At 61.8% G+C, this 25,404-nt stretch carries 20 protein-coding genes; 8 read left to right on the forward strand and 12 right to left on the reverse strand.

Going from position 1 to position 25,404, the window contains the following annotated elements; genetic code table 11:
- Nucleotides 1–37 precede the first annotated feature (37 nt).
- Nucleotides 38–790 (reverse strand): sulfite exporter TauE/SafE family protein, encoded by a 753-nt coding sequence (locus AAGF34_RS03925; RefSeq protein WP_342619327.1) that lies wholly within the window; start codon nt 788–790, stop codon nt 38–40.
- Complete coding sequence (locus AAGF34_RS03930; protein ID WP_342619328.1) at nt 787–1,455, reverse strand: HAD family hydrolase; 669 nt, start codon at nt 1,453–1,455, stop codon at nt 787–789. The genes AAGF34_RS03925 and AAGF34_RS03930 overlap by 4 nt, the downstream gene beginning before the upstream one ends.
- 227 nt (nt 1,456–1,682) lie before the next feature.
- Here AAGF34_RS03930 and AAGF34_RS03935 point away from each other — a divergent pair, with 227 nt between their 5' ends.
- Complete coding sequence (locus AAGF34_RS03935; protein ID WP_342619329.1) at nt 1,683–3,173, forward strand: sensor domain-containing diguanylate cyclase; 1,491 nt, start codon at nt 1,683–1,685, stop codon at nt 3,171–3,173.
- Nucleotides 3,174–3,190: 17 nt separating this feature from the next.
- Here the strand turns inward: AAGF34_RS03935 and AAGF34_RS03940 are convergent, their stop codons facing one another.
- Together AAGF34_RS03940 and AAGF34_RS03945 are read right to left on the reverse strand one after the other, a co-directional pair.
- Nucleotides 3,191–6,019 (reverse strand): EAL domain-containing protein, encoded by a 2,829-nt coding sequence (locus AAGF34_RS03940; RefSeq protein ID WP_342619330.1) that lies wholly within the window; start codon nt 6,017–6,019, stop codon nt 3,191–3,193.
- A gap of 164 nt (nt 6,020–6,183) precedes the next feature.
- Nucleotides 6,184–6,981 (reverse strand): phytochelatin synthase family protein, encoded by a 798-nt coding sequence (locus tag AAGF34_RS03945; protein WP_342619331.1) that lies wholly within the window; start codon nt 6,979–6,981, stop codon nt 6,184–6,186.
- A gap of 96 nt (nt 6,982–7,077) precedes the next feature.
- Between AAGF34_RS03945 and AAGF34_RS03950 the strand changes: the two genes are divergently transcribed.
- Genes AAGF34_RS03950 through AAGF34_RS03960 form a run of 3 tightly spaced genes read left to right on the forward strand, consistent with a single transcriptional unit; the run spans nt 7,078 to nt 12,674 of the window.
- Nucleotides 7,078–7,878: an ABC transporter substrate-binding protein gene (locus AAGF34_RS03950; RefSeq protein WP_342619332.1), complete on the forward strand. Its 801-nt coding sequence runs from the start codon at nt 7,078–7,080 to the stop codon at nt 7,876–7,878.
- Complete coding sequence (locus AAGF34_RS03955; RefSeq protein WP_342619333.1) at nt 7,875–12,023, forward strand: PAS domain S-box protein; 4,149 nt, start codon at nt 7,875–7,877, stop codon at nt 12,021–12,023. Before AAGF34_RS03950 ends, AAGF34_RS03955 begins: the two co-directional genes overlap by 4 nt.
- A 24-nt stretch (nt 12,024–12,047) precedes the next feature.
- Complete coding sequence (locus AAGF34_RS03960; RefSeq protein WP_342619334.1) at nt 12,048–12,674, forward strand: LysE family translocator; 627 nt, start codon at nt 12,048–12,050, stop codon at nt 12,672–12,674.
- A gap of 1 nt (nt 12,675) precedes the next feature.
- Here the strand turns inward: AAGF34_RS03960 and AAGF34_RS03965 are convergent, their stop codons facing one another.
- Both AAGF34_RS03965 and AAGF34_RS03970 read right to left on the reverse strand, forming a co-directional pair.
- Nucleotides 12,676–13,155 carry a hemerythrin domain-containing protein gene (locus AAGF34_RS03965; protein WP_342619335.1) on the reverse strand — a complete coding sequence of 160 codons (480 nt, stop codon included), beginning with the start codon at nt 13,153–13,155 and terminating at the stop codon, nt 12,676–12,678.
- A gap of 112 nt (nt 13,156–13,267) precedes the next feature.
- Complete coding sequence (locus AAGF34_RS03970; protein ID WP_342619336.1) at nt 13,268–14,068, reverse strand: class III extradiol ring-cleavage dioxygenase; 801 nt, start codon at nt 14,066–14,068, stop codon at nt 13,268–13,270.
- A gap of 370 nt (nt 14,069–14,438) precedes the next feature.
- Between AAGF34_RS03970 and AAGF34_RS03975 the strand changes: the two genes are divergently transcribed.
- The 3 genes from AAGF34_RS03975 (at nt 14,439) to AAGF34_RS03985 (ending at nt 16,733) form a co-directional block, all read left to right on the forward strand.
- The gene (locus tag AAGF34_RS03975; protein WP_342619337.1) at nt 14,439–15,296 is read left to right on the forward strand and encodes a DMT family transporter; all 858 of its coding nucleotides are present in this window, start codon (nt 14,439–14,441) and stop codon (nt 15,294–15,296) included.
- Nucleotides 15,297–15,405: 109 nt separating this feature from the next.
- Nucleotides 15,406–15,798, forward strand: a complete 393-nt coding sequence (locus AAGF34_RS03980; protein WP_342619338.1) for a universal stress protein — start codon at nt 15,406–15,408, stop codon at nt 15,796–15,798.
- 137 nt (nt 15,799–15,935) lie between these two features.
- Nucleotides 15,936–16,733 carry a ParA family protein gene (locus AAGF34_RS03985; RefSeq protein WP_342619339.1) on the forward strand — a complete coding sequence of 266 codons (798 nt, stop codon included), beginning with the start codon at nt 15,936–15,938 and terminating at the stop codon, nt 16,731–16,733.
- Nucleotides 16,734–16,753: 20 nt separating this feature from the next.
- Here AAGF34_RS03985 and AAGF34_RS03990 read toward each other — a convergent pair whose 3' ends face one another.
- The 5 genes from AAGF34_RS03990 to AAGF34_RS04010 are packed head-to-tail and all read right to left on the reverse strand — an operon-like array spanning nt 16,754 to nt 22,128.
- Nucleotides 16,754–17,599, reverse strand: a complete 846-nt coding sequence (locus AAGF34_RS03990) for a hypothetical protein (RefSeq protein ID WP_342619341.1) — start codon at nt 17,597–17,599, stop codon at nt 16,754–16,756.
- Nucleotides 17,600–17,659: 60 nt separating this feature from the next.
- The gene (locus tag AAGF34_RS03995; protein WP_342619342.1) at nt 17,660–19,288 is read right to left on the reverse strand and encodes an NAD(P)-binding protein; all 1,629 of its coding nucleotides are present in this window, start codon (nt 19,286–19,288) and stop codon (nt 17,660–17,662) included.
- A 2-nt stretch (nt 19,289–19,290) separates the two neighbouring features.
- A complete protein-coding gene (locus AAGF34_RS04000) occupies nt 19,291–20,301 on the reverse strand; it encodes a thiamine pyrophosphate-dependent enzyme (protein WP_342619343.1) in 1,011 nt (336 codons plus the stop codon).
- Nucleotides 20,301–21,554: a transketolase C-terminal domain-containing protein gene (locus AAGF34_RS04005; protein ID WP_342619344.1), complete on the reverse strand. Its 1,254-nt coding sequence runs from the start codon at nt 21,552–21,554 to the stop codon at nt 20,301–20,303. The genes AAGF34_RS04000 and AAGF34_RS04005 overlap by 1 nt, the downstream gene beginning before the upstream one ends.
- Entirely contained in the window at nt 21,538–22,128 is a 591-nt protein-coding gene (locus tag AAGF34_RS04010; protein WP_342619345.1) for a 2-oxoacid:acceptor oxidoreductase family protein, read from the reverse strand. The genes AAGF34_RS04005 and AAGF34_RS04010 overlap by 17 nt, the downstream gene beginning before the upstream one ends.
- A gap of 157 nt (nt 22,129–22,285) precedes the next feature.
- On the opposite strand from AAGF34_RS04010, the gene AAGF34_RS04015 reads away from it, so the two are divergent.
- Nucleotides 22,286–23,965, forward strand: coding sequence for a response regulator (locus AAGF34_RS04015; RefSeq protein WP_342619346.1), 1,680 nt, complete (start codon nt 22,286–22,288; stop codon nt 23,963–23,965).
- On the opposite strand, the gene AAGF34_RS04020 is transcribed toward AAGF34_RS04015, so the two are convergent.
- Nucleotides 23,962–25,335, reverse strand: coding sequence for an HD domain-containing phosphohydrolase (locus AAGF34_RS04020; RefSeq protein WP_342619347.1), 1,374 nt, complete (start codon nt 25,333–25,335; stop codon nt 23,962–23,964). The two genes, AAGF34_RS04015 and AAGF34_RS04020, sit on opposite strands and share 4 nt — an antisense overlap.
- Nucleotides 25,336–25,404 lie beyond the last annotated feature (69 nt).

The raw sequence follows: 25,404 nt of genomic DNA on the forward strand, positions 1-25,404 counted from the left end.
GTGTGAAAGTTTGTAAATCTGCGTCGTGAACGCGCCGCTAGGCCCACAGACCTTTGAGTGAATCAGCGATCAGCTTGAGCGAGACGCCAAACAGGCTGACCTGCACGATGCGGTAGAACCAGACGTCGGCCACGCACCTTGTCAGGTAAGCCCCGCTGATGGCACCGACCAGCGCGAACGGAACCAGCACGGCCGCACTGCGCAGCGACTCCAGGGAGTAGGGACGCAGAAACTGGTACGGCACGATCTTGGACGCATTGATCACCGCAAACAGAATGGTGGCAGTCCCCGCGAACTCCGCCTTGGGCAATCGCTGCGACAGCATGTACACCTGAAACGGCGGCGCGCCAGCGTGGGAGATGAAGCTGGTGAAGCCAGCCAGCATGCCCCAGAAACCGCCCTTGGGAATGCTGGGCGCCTGTGCCACTGCATTGCCCTGTTTGCGCAGCCATACGTTGAGGCAGAAGGCCACGCCCATGGCGCCTATGAGGAAAGTGATGGCACGGTCCGAAACCACGGAGGCCGTCAGCCAGCCGATGAACACGCCCAACAGGCTCGCGGGAATGAGGATGCGCAGATTGGGCGCGCTGTAGTCGCGCCGGTACAGGTACACACCCATCACATCCGAGATCACGTAGATGGGCAGCAGCATCACGGCAGCATCTACCGGTGGCATGACCAGGGACATCAGCGGCACGGCCAGCATGCCGATGGCGGGCAAGCCCCCCTTGGACAGACCCACCAGAAAGGCGGCACCTCCGGCCAGCCACATGTATAGAGGGGTGTTCAAGCGCGGCTCCCTTGAAAGTCCAGCTCCGTCAGGTCGCGGATGGAGTGCACGCGCGACGCGAGTTCCGCATCCAGCTCCTCCATGGGAAAGAGCGAATACACCTGCATGCCCGCGGCCAGACCCGCGCGAATGCCGGGCACGCTGTCCTCCACCACGGCACAGAACGCAGGCGTCACGCCCAGAACCTGGGCGGCATGCAGGAACAGCCCCGGGTCGGGCTTGTAGCTACCCACCTCATAGGCGGTGAAGATGCGGTCGCCAAAGTACTGGCGCAAGCCGGTCAGGCGCAATGTCAATTCAACCTTCTCGCGCGGCCCGTTGGTGGCCACGCAAAAGGGGATGGTCAGCCCCTGCAACAGTTCCCGCGCGCCGGGAATGACGTCCAGCCCCTGGCTGAAGCGCTCGGCCTGCGCACTGCGCAGCGTGCGGGGAAAGTTCTCGGCAAAGCCTTCGGGCACCTGCGCCAGTCGTGCGCCGATCCAGGCCACCACGTCGTTCATACGCAAGCCGCGAAAGTGCTGGTGCGCTTCCTCCCGCGTGAAGTCCAGCCCCAGCGCACTGGCGTGCTCGTGGATCACGTCCATGCCGGGTACCTCACTGTCCACCAGCGTGCCATCGCAATCAAAGATGACAGCCTGGATGGGATGGTGGGTAGCAGGATTCATGGTGTTCAATGGCCGCAATGGATGCAAACGCGTACTGTACCTGCCGCCCGCACGCTCCGGTTACCCCGGGGTTTCCGACTAGGCGCCAAACACCCCCTGGCCGCAGAATGGCACTATCGTTGTCCGTCCGTCTGCTGTAGAGTCAAAGGCATAAATACAGCTGGGAGGCCCGTGTGGGTGTTTCGCATTTATTCAAGGCTGATGAAAGTGCAATCGCACGACAAGTCATGTCTGAACGGGTGCGGGTCTTCACCGACCGGACGGTGGATGGGGTCTACTCGGCCATTCTGGGAACCTTCCTCCTGGCCTGGATGCAGGTCCGGGTGGCTGGCCTGGGCCACGCACTGGCGTGGCTGGCCTGCATCAATACGGTGGAAGTGCTGGTACTGCTGCTGGGCTACGGCTACCGCGCCGCCCCCAAAAATGATCTGACCACCATGCGCTGGGGCATCTTGCAGATTGCCTGTGCGCCGCTGCTGGGACTGGCCTGGGGGTCTTCGGTCTGGTTCTTCTGGGTGGACGGCCAGTTCCTGGAATACCTTGCAAACATCACTGTGCTGGTGGCGGTAACGGCCATTACGCTCACCATCGTTTCACCTTTTGCCAGCGCCACAGTGCTCTTTTCGGCAGGCGTGGTGCTGCCGGTGTTGATCCAGCTTCTGGTTGTCCCCAACCCGCTGGCACCCCAGATTGCAGTGGGCATGGTGGTGCTGTTCATCGTGCAGCTGCGCTATGCAAAGGTCGCGCGGCTTCAACTGCTGCATGCCCTGGACACGGCGGTCCGCAATGCGGCACTGGTCAGCCAGATCAGGCTGAGCGAGCAGCATTACCGCCTGCTGGCAGAGAACAGCCATGACGTGATATGGACCTTTGACCTGCACACGGAACGCTTCAGCTACGTCTCACCATCGGTGCATGGCCTGCGTGGCTTCACGCCAGAAGACGTGATGACACAAACACTGGAAGAGGCGATGACGCCGGAATCCGCCGCCCTGCTGCGCAAGACGCTTGCGGAGCAACTGGCCCAGATCGCAGGCGGCCAACGCAACCACCCGACCTGCACCGTGGAAGTCGGCCAACCGCACCGGAACGGCAGCATTGTGCGTACAGAAGTGGTGACCTCCGTCATCTTCAACGAAAAGGACCAGCCTGTTTCCTTGCTGGGCATCACGCGGGACATCACCGAGCGCAAGAAGGTCGAGCAGGAACTGGAGCGCCTGTCCCAGGTGGACATGCTCACCGGGCTGGCCAATCGCCGCCGCTTCTTGCAGCTCGCCGAGCACGAACTTTCACGCAAACGGCGCTATGGCGGGGAGCTTGCGGTGTTCATGATGGATCTGGACCACTTCAAGGTCGTCAACGACACCTATGGGCACCAGACTGGCGACCTGGTGCTGCAAAAGGTGGGCGAAATCTGCCGGGACGTCCTGCGTGACGTGGACTGTGTCGGCCGTCTGGGTGGCGAGGAGTTTGCAGTGCTGCTACCGCGCACCGACGTAGACCATGCGATGGCCGTTGCCGAACGTCTGCGGGAAACCGTGGAAAAGGCCAGCGTTGCCGCACCGCATGGGGAGACGGTGCACTTCACCATTTCCATTGGCGTGGCCACCATGGGGGACGACACCGTCGATCTGGATACCCTGCTCAGCCAGGCGGATCGTGCGCTCTACCAGGCCAAGCACAGCGGGCGCAACCGGGTGTCGCTGTATTCAAGCTGAAAGGCCGCTCCCCGCCACTACACGTTGCGGATGGCCAGCCAGGCGGCTTGCGTCTTCCAGGTCTTTATCCAGTCAAGGTACGCCTCGGGCCGCATGGGCCTGGCAATACCGTAGCCCTGTGCCATGCGGCAACCGAGCTTGAGCAACGCGGCGCCGTGCTCCATGGTTTCCACGCCCTCGGCAATGACGCTACGATGAAATGCGGAGGCGAGCCGGATGACACCTTCCACGATGCCCAGGTCTTCCGCATCCCGGAGCATGTCGCGCACAAAGCTCTGGTCAATCTTCAGCACCTCGAACGGCAGCTTGCGCAAATAAGTCAGGGACGAGTAACCGGTGCCGAAATCATCCAGTGCGAGATTGACGCCCATGGAGCGGCACTGATCCAGCACAAAGCTCGCCAAGGTGATGTCGTCGATGGCGGTTGTCTCCAACACTTCCAGCTCCAGAGAAGCCGGCAGGATCTCGGGATACATGGCCAGTGCCTCACGCAAGTCATCGATGAACTCGGCGCTCAGCAAATGGGTAGCGCTGACATTGATGCTCACCTTCACCACATGCCCCTGCGACAGCCAAAGCTGCATTTGCGCAAGCGCCGCCTGCATGACCCAGATGCCCAGGGGCCGCTCCAGGCGGGTGCCCTGCACATGGGGCAGAAAGGCTGCGGGCCGCAGCAGACCCCGCTCGGGATGTTGCCACCGCAACAGCGCCTCCACCCCTTGAACCTCGCCGGTCAACAGATCGATCTTGGGTTGGTAGTACAGGCAGAACTCCTGCTGCTGCAAGGCGCCCGTGAGGCGCTCCACAAACTCCCTGTGCTCCTGCGCCTTGCGGTCGCTCTCGGGGTCAAACAGGTGAAAGCGGTTCTTGCCCGCTTCCTTGGCCAGGTACATGGCCTGGTCCGCATGGCGCATCAGCGTGTCTGCATCCGAACTGTCCTGCGGATACAGGGTGACGCCGATGCTGGCCGACACGCGAACCATGTTGTCGTCAATGTTCAGCAGCACATTGGCGGCGAGCAGAATGCGCTCCAGAATCAGCGAGCACTCTTCCGGCGACTCGATGTCTGCGAGCAGCAACACGAACTCATCGCCCCCTAGGCGAGCCAGAGTGTCTTCGGAGCGCAGCACGGCCTTCAGACTCTCCGCCACCCCGACCAGCAGCTTGTCACCGGTCACGTGGCCGAAGCGGTCATTGATGCCCTTGAACCCATCCAGGTCCAGATAGCAAACCGCCAGCGACAACACGCTGCGATCGGTACGGGCTATGGCCTGCGCCAGACGGTCTCCCAGCAATCTGCGATTGGGTGTGCCGGTGAGTGGGTCGTAATGCGCGACCCGGTCCAGCTCTTCTTCGTGCGCCTTGATCTGGCTGATGTCCGAAAACAAACCAACGTAATGCTGCAACCGGCCCTGACCGTCCGTGACCTGCGAGATGGACAGTATCTGTGCATAGATCTCGCCGTTCTTTCTGCGGTTCCATATCTCGCCGGACCAAAAGCCCGTGCTTTCAATAGAGTGCCACATGTCCCTGTAAAAACGCTCGTTCTGTCTTCCGGAAGACAGAATCCCCGGCGACTTCCCCAGTACCTCTTCGGGCTGGTAGCCCGTGATACGGGTGAAGGCCGGATTGACCCGCAGGATGAGGCGCTGAACGTCCACCACCATGATGCCTTCGTAGCTGTTGGCAAATACTGTGAGTGCTTCGCGTTGCGCTTGCTCCAGGACCTTGCGCTCCGAAATGTCGGTGTGCGTGCCTGACATCATGAGAGGCATGCCGTCTGCGTCGTATTCGACGACCTTGCCGCGGGTCAGAATCCACTTCCACTCACCCGTCTTGGTACGCACCCGCATTTCAGCCTCGTGGCTTGCCGTTTCGCCGCGCAAATGCCGCTCGATGGACTGCAGTGCGGAGGGAAAGTCATCCGGGTGCACCAACTCAGCCCAGTGGTCGGTGGACACGTCCATTTCGCCCGGTGCATAGCCCAACATGGATTCCCAGCGCGCACTGACCTGGAAATAGTTGGTCTGCACATTCCAGTCCCAATAACCCTGGTCCGAACCTTCCAGTACCCTGGATAGGCGCTTCTCGCGATCACGCAGCGCCACATCGAAGAGCTTGCTGGGCGTGATATCCGACAAGGTGCCCACGATCCGCGTGGGCGTGCCCCAGGCATCCCGTTCAACGGCCTGCCCTCTGGCATGAATCCACTTGCCCATCTGCCCCGTCTTGGAAACCAGGCGGTATTCGAACTCAATCCGATCGGACCGGCCTGCGATGTGGTCCGCCATGGCCTGACGCGCATTGGGAACATCCTGCGAATGCACGGTGCGCCAGAAAAAGTCGAGGCTGTGATCGTCTTCGCCGGCGTCATGGCCGGTGATGGCGTAGTAGTGGTCCGAGCGGTAGACCCGTCCAGTACGCAAATCCCAATCCCACAAGCCATTGCAGGTTGCATCCAGAGCCAGCTTCAGGCGCTCCTGCTCCATCTTGAGCGGTGTGATGTCCCGCGCCACCTTGGAGGCCCCGATGATGACACCCTGGGCATTGCGGATAGGGGAAATCGAGACGGAAACGTGCACCTGCTTTCCATCCTTGCGGATGCGAACGGTCTCGAAGTGATCAATCCTCTCGCCTTCCATCATCCGCTTCAGGATGAAGCGCTCTTCGTCCAGGCGATCTTGAGGAAAAAGAATCAGCAGGCTCTGCCCCAGCATTTCCTGTGCGGTGTAGCCAAAGATGGTCTCGGCACCGCGGTTCCAGCTGGTCACAATGCCGTCCAGCGTCTTGCCGACGATGGCGTCATCCGACGAATCCACGATGGCCTGGAAGTAGGCTGGGGTCATATCAGGTGAACCGGATGCGGGGTCGGCCCTTCGCGTCCCTCACACAGCATGGAATCGGTCAGCTCATTCATCCCTTTTGCACCCTTCGGGTTCGTGACCCTTATTTGTATTGCAGTTGATGGTAGCCGGGTGCGTAGGCATGACGCCCACATGGGTATTCACGCTCAGGGCGTGCGTACCAGTATGTAGCCCCGGTTCTCCACCGTGTCGAAGGTGCGCATGCCCTCGATCAGCACCGGCGCTGGCATCCAGATCCAGCCCGCGCTGGAAGGGTTCACATCCAGCACCAGAAATGAGTCGGACACCGCGTCATACGCGCCCAGGGGTGAGATGTGCCCGCCACCCTGCTGGCCGACCGCGCTGCGCTTGTAGGTGACGATGGCGTAGGTATCCGGTGTGCCCAGCGCCTGGACCAGGTCTGCACGCACCTGCTCCTGCGGCTTGCCGTCATCGACGATGACGAGCTGTGTCTCCAGACCGTTGGCGCGCAGCAGCTCATCCATCTGCCGCGTCTGGTAACCAAAATCCTGAATCAGCTTGCCATTGACCAGCACCGGCTCGCCCAGGACCTGGGCACGCTTCTTGGCGCCTTTGTCAATCACGTTGTCCTGGGTGTATCGCGGCAGCGACAAATCGACGCCGGGCGGCAGATACTGCAGGTCTTCTGGACGCAACCGGCTGCGGTCGCGCGGCAGGCCGGTATTTCGTCCCCGTGCGGCGTTGAGCACGATGGCTGCCGTGGTGGGGCCGCAAAAGGCCGCGTTGCTCTGCGCTTCAAACTGGTTGGCCAGAACCGGGAAGTCGGTCTTGGCGCTAGCTCGGGACAGGCGTGCAAGCCCTTCTTCCGAGGCAAACTGCACCAATGCGGGCGGCTGAGCCGCGGCCATGTCCCCTGCGAACGCGTGGGAGAGCATGGCCCATGACAGCAGACAGAGCAGCCCCAAGCGCGAAATCATTTTCATGTGTGCACCCCTTCTTTGCGTACGCCACTGCAATGTAAGGCAATCCGTTTCAATGCCCCTCCCACCATACAATGCAAACAAATACTTGTTGGATCTATGCGAACCACCTCTTTGCTCGCGGCACTCGCCATGGGCCTTACTTTATGGAGCCCCGGACATGCCGCAGGGGCCGGGGTCAATCACCTGGAGCGCATCCTCGCCAGCACGACTCTGAGGGTCTGCATCTGGCCCGACTACTACAGCATCACCTACCGCAATCCCAAGACGCAGCAACTCTCGGGCATCGATATCGAGCTGGCGCAGGAGCTGGCAAAGGATCTGGCGGTGGACGTGCAATTTGTCGACTCCTCTTTTGCCAGACTGGTGGACGACATCACGCAGGACCGCTGCGACGTCGCCATGTTTGCCATAGGCATTACACCGGCGCGCATGGAAAAGTTGCGCTTCACCCGTCCGCATCTGGCCAGCGACATCTACGCCATTGCCAGCAAATCCAACCGGCGTATCAAGGACTGGGCGGACATCGACCAGACCGGCACCGTGGTGGCGGTTGCCAAGGGCACGCTGCATGAGCCCGTCATGAAAGAGAAGCTCAAGAACGCGCAATTGCTGGTGTTGGATACGCCCTTCGCGCGCGAGCAGGAAGTGCAGGCCGGACGTGCCGATGTCTTCATGACCGACTACCCCTACAGCCAGCGCTTCCTGATCAACGCAGATTGGGCGCGCTTGGTGGCACCACCCGATACCTACCACGTCACCCCTTATGCCTATGCCGTCAAGCCAGGCGATGACGTCTGGTACGCGCGCATGGAACGATTTGTCAGCGATATCAAACGTGATGGCCGGCTGATGGCTGCCGCCAAGCACAACAAGCTCGAACGTATCGTTTCGCCGTGAACCACCCCGTCCAGCAACTTCGCACGGCCCTGGTTGCCGGTCTGCTGCTGTTCAATGCGGCCATGCTGACCGTCACGGGCTACACCTTGTGGATGTTGCGGGCCGAGGCAGTCGCCAACGGATTCGAGATTTCGAAGGTGCAAACCTGCAACTTCGAGAGCTTTCTCAGCCAGAACCTGCGTGCCGCGGAAACCGCACTGGTGCAGACCGTGCAGGTACACAACAACACGCTGTCACTGCGGGAAACGCAGGTGGCACTGGCGGCCACATTGCACCAGTCGCCCTTTCTGCGTTCGGTTTCCTTGCTGGACGAGAACGACCACGTGATCGCCAGCACCAACCCGGCCAACGTGGGACTGACCGTGCCAACGGTAGACTATTTCCCCACCGCCCAGGCTTCTTCGGAAATACTGCGCTTTGGCGCGCCCTGGTCCGGCCGGGACTTCGCCAACGGGGCGGCATCCACCCCGCGGACCCCAGTGGCGCCCGAGGTCCAGAACTTCCTCCCCATTCTGCGCACCATCGACATAGGCGCACGACAGGTGCGGGTACTGGCCGCCGTCAACTCGGACTTCTATCTGAATTACGCACTGCATACCGTGGACCCTGCCGAGGGTCGGCTGCAGATGTTCCGCTATGACGGCGTCCTGCTGATGGATACCGGTTCAGCGACACAGCTGGGCACGGTGCAGGACTTCATTTCGCACGATCTGCGCCTGGACGAAGCGGAAGTGGGTGCCGTCATGCGTCGCCCTGCAAATGGCGAAAGCACGCTGCTGGCCTACCGCACATCGGCCCTCTTCCCGCTGTTGGTTGTCACCCGCCGGCCCGAGGCCCAGGTACTCAAGCAGTGGAAGGAAGAAGCGACGGTCCTGGTCGCGGTGGTCGTCCCGTCGTTGCTGGTGCTGACCCTTCTGGTATTGGAATACCTGCGCCGGCAAAGGCAATTCCTGGCACAGCAACAGGAAGTGGAACGTTTGCAGCGCATCAACGCCACCGTATTTGCCGAAAGCGCCGACGCCATCATCGTCACCGATCCGGAGACACGCATTCTTTCCGTCAACGCGGCGTTCACCCGCATCACGGGTTACAGCGCAGAAGAAGCGCTGGGCAAGACGCCACGGATCCTGTCCTCCGGCCTGCACCCCAAGTCCTTCTATCAGGACATGTGGAGCGAGCTTCTGCAAAACGGAGTCTGGCACGGCGAGGTGATCAACCGGCGCAAGGACGGCAGCCTGTACAACGCGCGCCTGTCCGTCACCGCCTCCCGCGACAAGGAAGGCCGACTGCAGCACTTCATTGGCGGCACCGGCGACATCACGGCACACAACGTGGCCCAGCGCGCGCTCGCGGAGTCACATACCCTGCTGATGTCCATCATCAACACGGCACCGGTACGGGTTTTCTGGAAGGATCGAGACCTGCACTACCTGGGTTGCAACGAGGCCTTTGCCCAGGATGCGGGAATGACGCAGGCATCCGACCTGATTGGCAAGACCGACCACGACTTGCCCTGGGCAGAGCAGGCCGATCAGTACCGCGGTGACGACCGTGCCGTCATCGAATCAGGAAAGCCCAAGCTGTCTTACGACATCCCCCAGATCGGTCCTGACGGCCACACCTTCTGGCTGCGCACCTCCAAGGTACCGCTCAGGAACCATGAGAACGCCATCATCGGCGTGCTGGGAATCTACGAAGACATTTCCGAATACAAGCGCTCACAAAAGGCGCTGGAAGTCAGTGAGGAGCGATTCCGGCGGACCTTCTACCTGACCCCGGACTCGCTGATCATCAGCCGCGTGACGGACGGCATGATCGTGTCGGTCAACCGTGGGTTTTCACAGGTAATGGGCTACACCTCCTCCGAGGTGATTGGTCGCACGTCAACGGAGATCAATATCTGGAGCGATGTCAGCCACCGCAAGCGCCTGATCGATAGCCTGGAGCAAAAGGGCATCGTCACCAACATGGAAGTCGTCATGTGTGCCAAGGACGGCCACACGGTGCACGGCCTGCTGTCCGCGTCGGTGATGGACCTGGATGGCGAACCGCACATGCTCAGCCTGACCCGCGACATCACCGAACGCAAGAAGGCCGAAGAGAGCCTCAGCCTGGCCGCCAGCGTGTTTTCCAACTCCCGTGAAGGCATCATGATCACCGCGCTGGACGGAACGATCATCGACGTCAACGAGGCCTTCACCAACATCACCGGATATTCCCGGGAAGAAGTGCAGGGCCGAAATCCGCGCATCCTGAACTCCGGAAGACAGGGCAAGGACTTCTACGCCAAGATGTGGAGCGGCCTGTTCGATAAGGGGCACTGGTACGGCGAAATCTGGAACCGCCGCAAGAACGGCGAGGTCTATGCCGAGATGCAGACCATCACCACCGTGCGTGATGGCAACGGACGGGCGCAGCACTTTGTGTCGCTGTTCTCCGACATATCCGTCTACAAGGAACACCAGAATCAGCTCGAGCACATCGCCCATTACGACGCACTGACCGGCCTGCCCAACCGCGTGCTGCTGGCCGACCGCATGCGTCAGGGCATCGCCCAGGTGCAGCGACACAAGCAGTTGATGGCGGTGGCTTTCCTAGATCTGGACGGATTCAAGTCCATCAACGACACCCATGGCCACGAGGCGGGCGACCAACTGCTGGTCGCACTCTCTGCCCGCATGAAGCTGGCCTTGCGCGAAGGCGACACCCTGGCCCGTCTGGGTGGGGACGAATTCGTGGCGGTGCTGCTGGACCTGCCAGACGTGGAAGCCAGCGTGCACATGCTGACGCGCCTGCTGGATGCCGCGTCCCAGCCCCACATATGGGGTGACATGCTGCTGCAGGTATCTGCCAGTGTGGGGGTCACCTTCTACCCCCAGGTGGACATGGTGGATGCCGACCAGATGCTGCGCCAGGCCGACCAGGCCATGTACCAGGCCAAGCTGGCGGGCAAGAACCGCTACCACGTCTTCGATGCGGAGCAGGACCGCAGCGTGCGCGGCCACCACGAGGACTTGGAAAACATCCGCAGAGCGCTGCGGGAACGCGAATTCGTACTGCATTTCCAGCCCAAGGTGAACATGCGCAGCGGCGCCGTGGTGGGCGCAGAGGCACTCATACGCTGGCAGCATCCCAGCCGGGGATTGCTGGCACCCGCCACGTTCCTGCCCACCATTGAGGACCAGCCGCTGGCGGTAGAGCTGGGCGAATGGGTGATCGAAGAGGTGCTGGCGCAACTGATGCGGTGGCAGCGCGAGGGCCTGCACATTCCGGTCAGCGTGAACATCGGCGCGCGGCAATTGCAGCAGCTCAACTTCGTCAACCGTTTGCGCGAGAGCCTGTCTGCCTATCCCGACCTGCCCGCCGGATCCCTGGAGCTGGAGGTTCTGGAAACCAGTGCACTGGAAGACCTGAACCATGTATCGCGCCTCATCGAAGAATGCAGCCAGATGGGTGTGCACTTTGCGCTGGACGATTTCGGCACGGGCTACTCTTCACTTACCTATCTCAAGCTGCTGCCGGTCACGCAGCTGAAGATCGACCAGAGCTTTGTCCGGGACATGATGGTGGAGCCCGATGACCTGGCCATCCTGGAAGGCACCATCGGCCTGGCCAATGCGTTTCGGCGCCAGGTCATCGCCGAGGGCGTCGAGTCCGTGGAAACCGGCCGCATGCTGCTGCAGATGGGCTGTGAACTGGCCCAGGGTTATTGCATTGCCAAGCCCATGCCCGCGCAGGATCTGTCCGGCTGGATTGCAAGCTGGCGTCCCGACCCGACTTGGCTGAACCAGGCAGAGATCAGCCGCTCCAACCGGCCGCTGCTGTTTGCAGGCGTGGAGCACAGGGCCTGGGTCATAGCGCTGGAGCACTTCCTGATGGGCGAGCATGATGTCCCTCCGCCTATGGACATGGACCAGTGCCGCCTGGGGATATGGCTGAAAAGAGGCGGCCTGGACAGGCACCCGGATCTGGCCGCTGTGCAGAATGCACACCGCCTCCACCACGACGTGCATACGCTGGCTGCGCAGATTCTGCGCCAGCATGCCTTGGGTGAGCGCCATGCCGTATCCGAAGCGCTGCAGCAGTTGCATCAGATTCGCGACAGCTTTCTGGCGGAACTGCAAGTCCTGCTCAGGCAAGGCTGAGCGCAAACCCGCTACCATCGCCCCATGCTCAGTCTGCAAACCGCCATTGCCTTCTTCGGGGTCTCCCTTCTTCTGGGGGTCACGCCCGGTCCTGACAACATCTTTGTGCTGGTGCAGTCCGCCACCCAGGGCAAGCGCGCCGGGATGCTGGTGGTGTTGGGGCTGTGCACCGGTCTGGTAGTGCACACCTCGGCCGTTGCGCTGGGTCTGGCCGCTGTCTTTGCAGCTTCCGAGACGGCCTTTGTGGTCCTGAAGATGGTGGGCGCCGGCTATCTGGCCTATCTGGCCTGGGGCGCGTTCAGGGCCCCCGTGACAGAAGGCAGCGATGCCTCAGCACCCTTGTTGCGCCCTCTGCAGCTCTACCGCCGCGGCATCGTGATGAATCTGACCAACCCCAAGGTGGTCTTCTTCTTTCTCGCTTTTTTGCCGCAATTCGTGGACGCGCGACGCGGCTCGGTGGTGCTACAACTGGCAGAGCTGGGCGCCATCTTCATCCTGGCAACGCTGGTGACCTTTGGCGCCATCAGCTACTTTGCTGCCAGCCTGGGGCAGCGACTACGCGGCTCGGCGCGCGCCCAGCAGTGGATGAATCGCGCCGCAGGCGCGGTGTTTGCCGCGCTGGCCTTGCGGCTGGCCGTAGCCCAGCGCTAGGCTATCGCCGTCGGGCGATGGTTGCGGCCCACATGGCCTTGGACTCGGGGTAGATCAACGACTCTTCCAACGCAATATGGCCGTTGAGCAGCTCGAGAAAGGTGCTCACGTTGTGCTGAAACTCTTCCGCATGCACCCAGTCATTGCCCTCGGCAATGGCGCGCAACTGGGGCGCCAGCTCAATCCAGTTCTCTTCAATGAAGCCATGGTCCTGCTGCAGGCTTTTCACTGCCGCAGACAGCTTGGCACTGCCGCTGGCCAGAATCTGCGGAAACACATGCGCCTCTTCCTCGGCATGGTGCTCCCGCGAGGTGTTGGAAAAGAAGCTCTCGATATCGCCCGCCAGCTTGCGGTCCATTTCATTTACACCACCGGTCTCCAGGCGCCGGGCCAAACGCGTCAAGTCCTGCAGCGTCCTCTGGATTTGCAGATGGCAGGCGTCCAGTGCCTCGAAAGGTTGAAGGGGTGCAACGGCAGTCATGGGAATCTCCGGAAAATTTGTGCATGTGCAACAAATTGTGCAGGTCACAGTTTTCCGGAGTTTGAGCAACGTCAATGCTCCTCCAACTTTCAACGATCCCGGATGCTTCCCCTCAGCCGAACTGGTAGGACGCCATGACCACTTCCAGCACGTGGTCCACAAAGATGCGCTCTCCACGGTCCGCGCCCGCCGCGCCGGCAACCACCATGAGAGGAATCAGATGGTCCTCGCGCGGATGGGCCAGGCGCGCCTTGGGGGCTTTCTGCCACTCCACTAGCATGCGGTTGCGTTCGGACTCCTGGGGCTGCGTCACCGCATCATTGAGATAGTGTTCAAAGGCGGTGGCAATGGGCGAGGATGCCGGGTTACCAAAGCCACGCATGTTGTGATAGGTCAGGCCGCTGCCCAGGATCAGGATGCCCTCATCGCGCAAGGGGGCGAGCATCTGGCCCACGCGGATGTGCTCGGCTGCGTCATAGCCCGACTTCATGGACAGCAGAACGATGGGTACGTCCGCCTTTGGGTACATCAGCCCCAAGGGAACAAAGGTGCCATGGTCGAACCCGCGGGTCGGGTCCTGCGCACAGGTGATGCCGCCGGCAGCCAGCAACTCGGTCACGCGCGCAGCCAGCACGGGCGAGCCGGGCGCGGGATACTTCAGGTGATAGGTATGGGGGGGAAAGCCGTAGTAGTCGTAGTCCATGGGCGGATGCTCCGAGATGGACACGCTGAACTGCGGCGCTTCCCAGTGCCCGGTGATCACCAGCACGGCCCGCGGCCTGGCTGGCAGTCGTTCGGGAAGGTCGCGGAACTCCTGCGCGGTCTTGGCAAACATTTCGCGCATGCCAGCCACGAAAGGCCAGGGGCCGCCACCGTGGGACACGAACATCGTGGGAAATCGGGAACTTGTCATCGTCTGGCCTTTCACGTCATGCGGACAATTATGCGTGTCCCGCGCACGACAGCCCAATCATTCGGCCAAACGGTATGCTTGCAACGCTCCCTGCGGGGGATGGCAGTGCCGTTCTCAGGGCCTGAGGGTCAACATGACGCCGGACAGAAGAACAGCGGCCAACGTAACTCCAACAGACACCAGAAAGTCTTTGATAGCTTGTGACATATCTTGATACCTCCTATAAGAAGCCGCGATTGCGATATGTTTCACGGCCTCAGCTTGTCTTGAGCAAAATGTGTGCCGCCAAATCCGCACTACTTAGTTTCTTTTTCCAACAAAGTGTCGCAAATTGAGACGGGAAAGCACCGTCTTGGGGAGACTTGAAACCATGGGCCCCAAATTCGCCCGCCTGCTGCCTTTTGTCTTCGTGGTGCTGTGGTCCACCGGCTTCATTGGCGCGCGGCTGGGACTGCCCCACATTCAGCCGCTGACCTTTCTATCCATTCGCTACGTTGCGGTGCTGCTGTGCATCGTGCCCATCGCCATTGCCAGTCGCGCGCCGTGGCCGCAGAACATGCGGCAGTGGGTACACATCGGCATATCCGGTCTGCTGATGCACGGGCTGTATCTGGGTGGTGTGTTTGTGGCCATCGGCTTGGGACTGCCCGCTGGCCTGGCCAGCCTGGTCGTGGGTGTTCAGCCCTTGCTGACCGCCATTGGCGCGGGCTATCTGCTGGGCGCTACCGTGCTGCCGCGTCAGTGGGTTGGGCTGCTGCTGGGCTTGGTGGGAGTGGCACTGGTGTTGTGGAACAAGCTCGGCCAGGAGTTCGGCCTGCAGGCGCTGCTGCCCGCCGTGGTCGCATTGCTGGCCATCACCGCGGGCACGCTGTACCAGAAGAAGTTCTGCCCCGCATTCGATTGGCGCACTGGTGCGGTCGCCCAGTTCCTGCCCACCACCGTCGTCACCGGCCTGGCGGCAATCGCTACCGAGCACGGCGCCATCGACTGGAGTGGTGAGTTGTTCTTTGCCCTGGGCTGGTTGGTGCTGGTGCTGTCCCTGGGTGCCGTGAGCCTGCTCAATTGGCTGATACGCCACAGCAACGCGGTCAACGTCGCCAGCCTGTTCTATCTGGTTCCCCCGTGTACCGCCCTGTTTGCCTGGGCGCTCTTTGGCAACACACTGACCGGCATGGCGCTGGTAGGTATGGCCCTGACCGTCTGGGGCGTCTATCTGGCACGCAGCTAGCCGACCGCACCATCAACACACTACGCCGGAAATTGATCTGCGTCATAGTACAAATGTGCTCAAGCGCTATCATTTGCCGCACACCCATTACAAGCCAAGGAGCTTTCGAATGACAATTCTCGTAGCCTATGTTCCCCGTCCCGAAGGTCAAACCGCCCTCGAAAAAGGCATTGAGATCGCCAAGGAACGCAACGAAACGCTGATCGTGGTGAATGCCACACCGGGCGGCAGTGGTGAAGATCCTTCACGCGCTGACGCACAGGACGTGGAGCGGGTTGAACAGCTCCTGTCGGTGTCCGGCATCAACGCAGAATTCAAGCAGTTTGTGCGCGGCAAGAATGCCGTGGAAGAACTGGAAGAAATGGTTGCCACATACCAGGTTTCATTGCTGGTGATCGGTCTGCGTAAACGCAGTGCAGTGGGCAAACTCATCATGGGCAGCATGGCGCAGGAAATCCTGATGAACATTCCCTGCCCCATCCTGACCGTCAAAGCTGACTAAGTACGCTGCGTGCCATGGGCATGCAGCGGTCTCCGTTCTGAACGCCGCAGCAGTGGATTGCGCCCCATGGGTGCAATCCAGCTCGCTTACACTCGTGCGTGGAACTTCCATGGAACTACAGCAGGGGAACACGCAAGATGGCGCTCGTCGTATTCAACCAAAAGGGTGGCGTCGGCAAATCCACCATCACCTGCAACCTGGCGGCCATCAGCGCCAGCCAAGGCCTGCGTACCCTGGTGATCGACCTGGACCCGCAGGGCAACTCCAGCAGCTACCTGTTGGGAGAGACCGCCACCGAAGACCAGCCCAACGTGGGCGGCTTCTTTGACTTCTGTCTGAGCTTCAGCTTCAAGCCGCTCACCGCCACCGACTTTGTCATCCCCACGCCGTTTGACAAGCTGCACCTAATGGCGGCCAACGCCGAACTCAACGAGCTGCAAACCAAGCTGGAGTCGCGCCAAAAAATCTACAAGCTACGCGAAGCACTGCAGCAGCTCAGCGAAGACTACGACCGCATCTATATCGACACCCCGCCCGCGCTGAATTTTTACACCCGCTCGGCGCTCATAGGCGCCACCGGCTGCCTGATCCCGTTTGACTGTGACGAGTTTTCACGCAAGGCGCTGTACACCCTCCTGGACAATGTGCAGGAGATCAAGGCCGATCACAATCCCGAACTGGACGTCAAAGGCATTGTGGTCAACCAGTTCCAGCCGCGCGCCAATCTGCCGCAACGCATCGTGGATGAACTGATTGCCGAAGGCCTGCCGGTGTTGCAGCCCTATCTGCCCTCTTCCGTGCGCATCCGCGAGTCGCACGAGCAATCCCGCCCCATGGTCTACCTGGACCCCAAGCACCGTCTGACACAGGCGCTGGTGGAACTGCACGACACGCTGTTTGCCAAGCCCAAGAAGAAGGCATCCAAGTCCAGATAGCCCGACTGCAGCCCTGACCCTCAGGCCGGTTGCAAATGCCCCTTTGGCACGCTGCGCGCCTGGCGATCAAAGGCCGGTGTGTGGATCAGCGCAATGCTGAGCCACACCGCCACACTGAAATACAGCGACATCCATGCCACTTCGCTTTTCCAGACCTGCCACTGGTGCGACACCACCCAACGGGCCGACGCATCCAGCACGCCTTGCTGCAGGCTGAGGTAATGGCGACCACTGGCCTCGTCCTGCAACCAGCGCGACCAGTACATGGGCACATCCACCAGGAACATGAAAGCCACATAGGCCACACCGGCAATGCCCGTCAGCAGCAAGGCCGGGCGCAGACGCTCGCTGCAACGCGGCCAGACCGAGAACAGACTGACCACCAACAGTGCGGCAGACAAGCCCCAGAGCGACTCCTCGATGACGTGACCGATGTTGGCGGTGGTGAGCACGGAATACCAGGAGCAGGTTTCGGCAATGGCGATCAACGGTACCAGTGCCATGGAGGTCCAGCGACCCGCCTTGCTTTGCGTGACGTCGGCGATCTCGCGCATGAGCAAGGCCCATTGCGTGACAAAGCACAGCTCGGCCACCGTGGCCACCGAGCGGCCCACGATCACACTGGAAAACCAGGAATCAAACAGGCAGATGCGCTGCACATCAAACACCGGCAGCGCCGAACGGTAGGCACAGCCCAGCACGTAGCCTGCCGACAGCAGGAACTGCAGCTTGCGTGACGCATACACCTCGCGCGGAATTTGCCCTTGCCGGCGCAGCAGCAGATGACCGGAATATGTCAGCGCCATGACATTGGCCGCACTCACCACGCACAGGAAAAACCACCAGACCAGAACTTCGTTTGACATGCGCGAGTGCCTCCACCGTTAAACCCAAGGCACTTTAATATATACGATATATACCGTTTTTCAAGTCTCTTCTGGCACCATGTCGATGGCACCGCAGGGGCACTCCTGCACGCAGATGCCGCAGCCCTTGCAGTAGTCGTAGTTGAAGGCAAAGCGCTTGCCCGGCCCCAGCTTGATGACCGCGTTGTCGGGGCAGACACCGTAGCAGTTGTCGCACTCGAAGCAGTTGCCGCAGCTCAGGCAGCGGCGCGCCTCGAACAAGGCGTTGTCCTCGGTGAGGCCGCCCTGCACTTCGTCAAAGCTGCTGGTGCGCCGTGCCAGCTCCAGCTGCGGGCGCACGGTCTTGGGGGCATCGCTGTAGTACCAGCTGTTGATGCGCTCAAAGCCTGCCACTGCATGCTTGACTGTGGGCGCCAACGTCTGGCCGCGCAGCCAGGCGTCGATGTGGCGCGCGGCCTTCTTGCCATGGCCTACGGCGATGGTGACGTTGCGGTCCGCCGGCACCATGTCGCCACCGGCAAACAGGCCCGGGTGCCCGGTCATCATGCTGTGCGGGTCCACCTGTACCACGCCGTCCTTCACCTCCAGCCCCTCCACACCGTCGAGCAGGGAAAGGTCTACGTCCTGGCCCAGTGCCAGCACCAGCGAGTCGGCCTCCAGGCTTTCAAACTCGCCGGTGGGCTGCGGATTGCCCTGGTCGTCCAGCACCATCTTCTCCACGGTCAGCACGCCGCCATCGGCCTGCTTGATGGTGGAGAGCCACTTGACCATCACGCCTTCCTGCAGCGCCTCCTCCACTTCAAAATCGTGTGCAGGCATCTTCTCGCGGTTGCGGCGGTAGACGATGATGGCCTCGGTAGCGCCCAGGCGCTTGGCCGTGCGCGCCACGTCGATGGCGGTATTGCCGCCGCCATACACCACCACCCTGCGGCCCAGCATGGGCTTGTCGGCCCCTTCCATGGAGCGCAGCACCGATACCGCATCCAGAATGTGAGAGGAGTCCTTGGCGGGAATGAAGGCGCGCTTGGCGATGTGTGCGCCCACAGCCAGGAAGGCGGCATCGAAGCGCCCCTCCTGCATGGTGCGGGCGATGTGCTCCACCTTGGCACCCAGCTCCACCGTCACGCCCATGTCCACAATGCGCTGCATCTCGGCCTCGAGCACGTCGCGCGGCAGGCGGTACTGCGGAATGCCGAAGCGCATCATGCCGCCCATCAAGGGACCCGCTTCCTTGACCGTGACGCGATGGCCCAGCCTGCGCAGATGGTAGGCCGCCGACATGCCCGATGGTCCGGCCCCTACCACCAGCACATGCTTGCCGGTATCCGCTGCAGGCGCAGCAAACTTCCAGCCCCGCTTGAGCGCCTCGTCCCCGAGAAAGCGCTCCACCGAATTGATGCCCACCGCGGCGTCCAGCTTGCCACGGTTGCAGACTCCCTCACAGGAGTGGTAGCAGACCCGGCCCATGATGGCGGGAAACGGGTTGTCGCGCGTGAGGTGCTGCCAGGCCTGCAGGTAGTCTCCGCTTTCGGCGTGGAACAGCCAGCCCTGGATGTCCTCACCCGCAGGGCACTGTGCATTGCAGGGTGGCAGATGGTCGGCGTAGACCGGGCGCTCGGTACGCCAGGACCCGGTCTTGTTGGCCAGTGAAGAGCCCGGGTCCAGTGTGATGGCAAAGGGTTTTTGCATGATCAGGCTTCCTGTTCCAACAGCTTGAAGCGGCGGATGTTACGGTCGGCATCGGCCTGTATGCGCGCCAGCATCTGCGCATCGCCCTTGGGTCCGAACAGATGGGCAAAGCGCTTTTGCAGCTTCAGGTATTCCTGCACCGGCACGGGATGGCGGAGCTGGGTAACGGCAGTCACTTCGCCGTGCTCGGCCTCAAAGACCGGGAAGAGACCGGTCTCGCGCGCCAGGCGGGCGAGCTTGATGGTGTCGTGGCTGGCAGAGCCCCAGCCCAACGGGCACGGCACCAGCACATGCAGATAGCGCGCACCGCGAATGGACATGGCCTTCTCCACCTTGGCTTCGAGGTCGCGCAAGTCGGCCACAGTAGCCGTAGCCACATAAGGAATCTCATGCGCCATGGCAATCTGCGGCAGGTTCTTGCCCTGGCCTGCGGGTGCGCCCGGATGTGCTCCCACCGCCATGGTGGTGGCGGTGCGCGCACCCATGGGCGTGGCCGAGCTGCGCTGCACGCCGGTGTTCATGTAGGCCTCGTTGTCGTAGCAGATGTAGAGCACATCGTCGTTGCGCTCAAACATGCCCGAGAGGCAGCCAAAGCCAATGTCGGTGGTGCCGCCATCCCCACCCTGCGCGATCACGCGCACGTTGTTGGCGGTGCCGTTCTTCTGCGCCTTGACCTTGAGTGCCGCGGCAATGCCGGTGCCCACCGCTGCCGCATTGCCGAACAGCGAATGGATCCAGGGCAGTTGCCACGACGTTTCCGGATACGGTGTGCTGAACACTTCCAGGCAACCGGTCGCATTGGCTGCAATGAGCTGGTTGTGGGTGGCGCGCATGGCCGCATCCACCACATAGCGCGCACCCAAGGCCTCGCCGCAACCCTGGCAGGCGCGGTGACCGGAGTTGAGGGCGTTGCTGCGCTCCTCGCTCGACTGCACGCTGCGCTGCTCGGGCGTGAGCAGGCGGTTGCCCACGGTGAAGGTGCCGGTCTGGTAGAACTTGATGGGGGTCGTCATTACGTCACCTTGGAGGCAATGGAACCTACGTCACGCAGCAGGTTCTCGGCAATCGGGCCGCTGCGTCGCGTGGCGGCTTCGCGTTCGAGCTGGCGGTTCACGATGCGCCAGTCCAGGTCCATGAAGGTCAGACTCTGCAGGCTGTCGCTGGTGGCCTCGGTAAAGGTGCGCACCAGGGACGCCTTACTGATGGCTCGGCCGCCCAGGCCAGCGACCACGGTGTAGCCGTGCAGCTGCAGGCCCGACAAGGCCAGCCGCACATCGGTAGACACCACGCCGCCCAGCCCCACGGAAAAACTCTTCTCCAGCACCACCACCCGCTTGGCACCCTGCAGCGCCGCGCGCACCGCGGCCAGAGGGAAGGGGCGGAAGGACTGGATACCCAGCACGCCGATCTTCACGCCCGCAGCGCGCATCTCGTCCACCGCATCCTGGATGGTGCCCAGCACCGAGCCCAAGGCCACCACGATGGTCTCGGCATCCTCGGTGCGGTAGGGTCGTACCAACCCGCCGGAGTCGCGGCCAAAGCGTTGCTTGAACTCCGCCGCAATTTGCGGGATGCGCTCCAGCGCCATGGTCTGCTTGGCGTGGGCCAGGTAGCGCACCTCCATAAAGGCTTCGGGTCCGACCATGGCGCCTATGGACACGGGCTCGGCCGGGTCCAGCACCTGGCGCGGCTCGTAGGGCGGCAGAAAGGCGTCCACCTCGGCCTGCGTGGGCATGTCCACGCCCTCGTAGGCGTGGGTGAGGATGAAGCCGTCCATGCATACCATCACCGGCATGGACAGCTCCTCGGCAATCTTGAAGGCCTGGATGTGCAGATCCAACGCCTCCTGGTTGGTCTCGGCAAACAGTTGCAGCCAGCCGCAGTCGCGCTGGCTCATGGAGTCGCTGTGGTCGTTCCAGATGTTGATGGGTGCACCAATGGCGCGATTGGCCACCGTCATCACAATCGGCAGCCCCAGGCCGGAGGCGTTGTAGACCGCTTCGGCCATGAACAACAGGCCTTGGCTGGCCGTGGCCGTGTAGGTACGTGCACCGGCTGCCGATGAACCGATGGCCACGCTCATGGCGGCGAACTCGCTCTCCACATTGATGAACTCGCAAGGCGTGAGCGAACCGCTCTTCACCCGCTCGCCCAGACCTTCGACGATGTGCGTCTGCGGTGAAATGGGGTAGGCGCAAATCACTTCCGGACGCGCCAGCGCCACGGCTTCGGCAACGGCGGCCGAACCTTCAACTTGCTTGCGCATGGGCCAGCTCCTTCATTTCATTCTGGACATAGGCATAGGCTTCGCGGGCGCCGGCGATGTTGCCGTCTGCGACCTTGCCGGAAAACTTGTGGCGTATGGCATGCTCCACCGCATCCAGCGTGACCAGCCCGGCGAGCGCGGCAAAGCCGCCCAGCAAAACGGCGTTGGGCAAGGGGCGGCCCAAATGCCGCAGCGCAATATCCGTGGCCGGAACCGTGGTCAGGCGCTCGTGGCGAAAGTGCTTGCTGATATCCGCCAAACCCAGTTCATCAAAGGTGCGGCGGGTGTTGATCAGCACATAGCCGCCGGGCTGCAGCCCCTGGAACACGTCGACCTGGTGCAGCAGGGTGGGGTCCTGCACGATCAGAACGTCGGGCGCCAGTATGGGTTCGCGCAGGCGGATTTCATGGTCGTCGATGCGGCAGAAGGCCACCACGGGAGCGCCGGTACGCTCGGAACCAAAGCTGGGAAAAGCCTGCGCATGGTGACCCTGTTCGAAGGCGGCCAGCGACAGCATTTCGGCCGCCGTGACCACCCCTTGTCCACCGCGCCCGTGAATGCGAATCTGCAACATGGAAGACCATCCTCTTTGAAACCAAAGGTGAAGGCATTCTGTTCCCGCGCGTCCACGTCAATATTGATTTGCGTCAACACAATGGCGTGCATCACAATGTCTCATCGGCAATGTAGCCGGACAAACAATTACACGCCCACGTCCATGGGCGGCACATATGGCACAGCTGCTAGAAGACATTTCCAACACGCGGGCCCTGGTCGTGGAAGGCAACCCGGCCATGCGCTCGATACTGGTTAGTCAACTCAAGGACTTCGGAATCCGCACCGTGATGCAGTGCGGGCGCATTGCAGACGCAAGGCGCATGCTGGAGTTTCAGAGCTTTGACTTCGTATTGTGCGAACAGCACTTTCCCATGGAAAGCGCAACCGGACAGGACTTGCTCAACGATCTGCGGCGCAACCAGCTGCTTCCGTTCTCGACCGTGTTCGTGATGATCACCGGTGAGGCCACCTATGCCAAGGTGGCTGATGCCGCCGAGTCGGCGCTGGATGGCTATTTGCTCAAGCCCCACAAGCCTTCGCAATTGAGCGAGCGGTTGCAGCAGGCCCGGATACGCAAGGCGGCATTGCAGGAGATCTTTTCTGCCATAGAAGAAGGCGACTTTGCCCGCGCCGCCAAGCTGTGCATCGCGCGCTTTGAAGCCCGAAATGCCTATTGGCTGTATGCCGCGCGCATTGGGGCCGAGCTGCTGCTGCGTCTGGACCAGCCGACCCAGGCCCAGCGCCTGTACGAGGCCGTCATTCAGGCCAAGACCCTGCCCTGGGCCAAACTGGGTGTTGCCCGCTCCATGCTCGATGGCGGACAGCCCGCCGCAGCGGTCAGCACGCTGGAAAACCTAATCACGGAAGACCCCACCTATGCCGATGCCTATGACGTCATGGGCCGCGCCCAGTTTGAGTTGGGCAAATTCGAGGAGGCATTGGCAACCTACCGCATGGCCAGCCAGCTCACGCCAGCCTCCATCGGACGGCTGCAGAGTTTTGGGATGATGTCGTTTTATGCCGGCAAGCTCGAAGATGCGGACAGGGCTCTGCAGCGCACAGCGTTCCTGGGTCTGGACTCCAAGATCTTTGATTGCCAGGTGCTGGTGCTCAGCGCCTTCATGACGTTCGGACGCAATGAGCAAAAGGGCTTGCAGCGTTGCGTCAATGACTTTGAACGCCTGCTGGAACGTGACCCAGGGCAGGAACGCACGCGGCGCCTGTCCAAGGTCGTGCAGACCTTGAGCCTGATACACCACCACCAGATTGCGCAGTCGCTGGTGTCGGTGCGCGCCATGATCGGCGAAATACGACTGCCGGAGTTCGACTTCGAGTCAGCCTCCAATCTGGTGGCGTTGCTGGCGCAGCTGGCCAAGCGCGCCATCCAGCTTGAAGAGGTGTACTCGGTGATCGACCGGCTGGCATTGCGCTTTTGCTCCAGCCGGGCCATGAGCGAGCTGCTGATCGGCGCTGCCAAGGCTCACCCCGAATACGCCGACCGCGTGCGCACCTGCAGCGCCAAGATACTCAAGTACGCCGAATACGCCATGTCGCTCAGCCTCAAGGGCGACCCGGCTGCCGCTGTCAAGGAGCTGCTGCTGCGGGGCGAGGAGACACTCAACATCAAACTAGTGGAGTCGGCCTTCAGTGTGCTGGACCGCTACAGCGACAAGATCGGTGACACCACGGAGCTGAAATCGCAGGTAGAGGCGCTGCGCCTGCGGTGCGCGGCGAGCAAGGCACGCGTGGGGCCGGGCGAAGGACCGCGCAAGGCGGGTGGACTGACTCTGCGCGTGGACGGTGCAGCACCAAAAAAGAGTGCGCCCGAACCACAGGCAGCAACTGGCAACTAACCGAGCTTGGGCACGTTGGCCATGGCGGCGCACAAGGCGTCATAGCACAGCGGGTCCAGCGCGGTGCCCACGGTCTTCTTCATCATCTCCAACGTCTGGTCCACCGGCACAGCACCGCGGTAAGGGCGCTCAGCAGTAATGGCATCGAAGATGTCGGCCGTGGTGATGATGCGGGTTTCGATAGCAATGTCTTCCGCCGTCAATCCGCGTGGATAGCCACCACCGTCCAGGCGCTCGTGGTGGGCTCCGGCAATGCGCGCCAGTTCGCGAAAGGCGCTGATGCGAGAGAGGATGGACTCAGTGAGCTCCGCATGCTTGCGCACGGCTTCCCACTCGGCTGCATCGAGCTTGCCAGCCTTGTCGAGCACGCTGTTGCTCACGCCCAGCTTGCCCACGTCGTGCAGCAGTGCCCCGCGCTTGAGCCAACGCCTGCGCTCCAGGTTCAATCCCAAGGTCTCGCTGATCAAGTCGGTGTACAAGGCCACGCGCGCGCTGTGGCCGCTGGTGTAGGGGCTCTTGGAGTCCACCACCTGACCGAAGGCCGTGGCAATGTCGTCCAGGTAGTCCTCATCCAGAGGCACCTCAAAGCGGGCCGGCTCCAGAGCCGCCACGGCCGCGTCGATATCACTGGAAGTCAAGGTGTTCCAGAACGAATCCTGTGCTGCCAGGCGCTGCACCGCATCCACCAGCGTGGGGTCAAACCACTGGCCTTTGCGATTGCTTACTTCGGCCAGCGCGGCCTCCTTGCTGTCGGCCGTGTGGAATACGTCAACAACCTGTGCCAGCAGGGCAATGCGGGAGTACAGCGGGATATCGGTGCCAGCGACGCCACTGGGCTTGCCCGCGCCGTTCCAGTGTTCGTCCAGGTTGTAGATGCCCTGGGCAATGCCTTCGGAGAAGCGCAGCAGCCGGGCAATCTCGGCACCGCGCTGGCAGCGGGTCTGGATCAACTGTGTGGAGTACTCCGACCCGTTCTTGAAGATGTTGAGCACACTCTTGAAGCGCTCAGCCAGCCCGGTCTTGAGGCCGGTGTGCTGCAACACAAAACGCACCACCTGCGGCAGGCTGTCGCCCACCTGCTTGAAATCACGCTTGAAGCTCAGGTCATCGGTCAGGTAGAGCTCGCAAATGCGCGCCGCGTTGCTGCTGCAGCCAAGGTCCTTGAGTAGCAGTGTGTAGTAGAGCTCCCACAACTGCTGCTCGGGCATGCCGATTTCGCGGCCTATGTGCATGCCGATCCAGCAGCAGCGTACGCAGTGCCCCACCGGCTGCCCTTCCGTGATGTCCAGTGCGTGACTCAGTGCGCTGATGAGCTCGGACAGCTTGAGTGCCGAAGCCTTGGTGACAAACTGGATGGGCGGTCTGTGCATGGATGGGTGGGTAATCTGTGCAGATTAAACACCGATCCATTGGGCATGGTCGGAGCAGGGGTGATTGCC

Origin of the sequence: Rhodoferax sp. GW822-FHT02A01 (assembly GCF_038784515.1) — a bacterium.
Classification (GTDB): domain Bacteria; phylum Pseudomonadota; class Gammaproteobacteria; order Burkholderiales; family Burkholderiaceae_C; genus Allorhodoferax.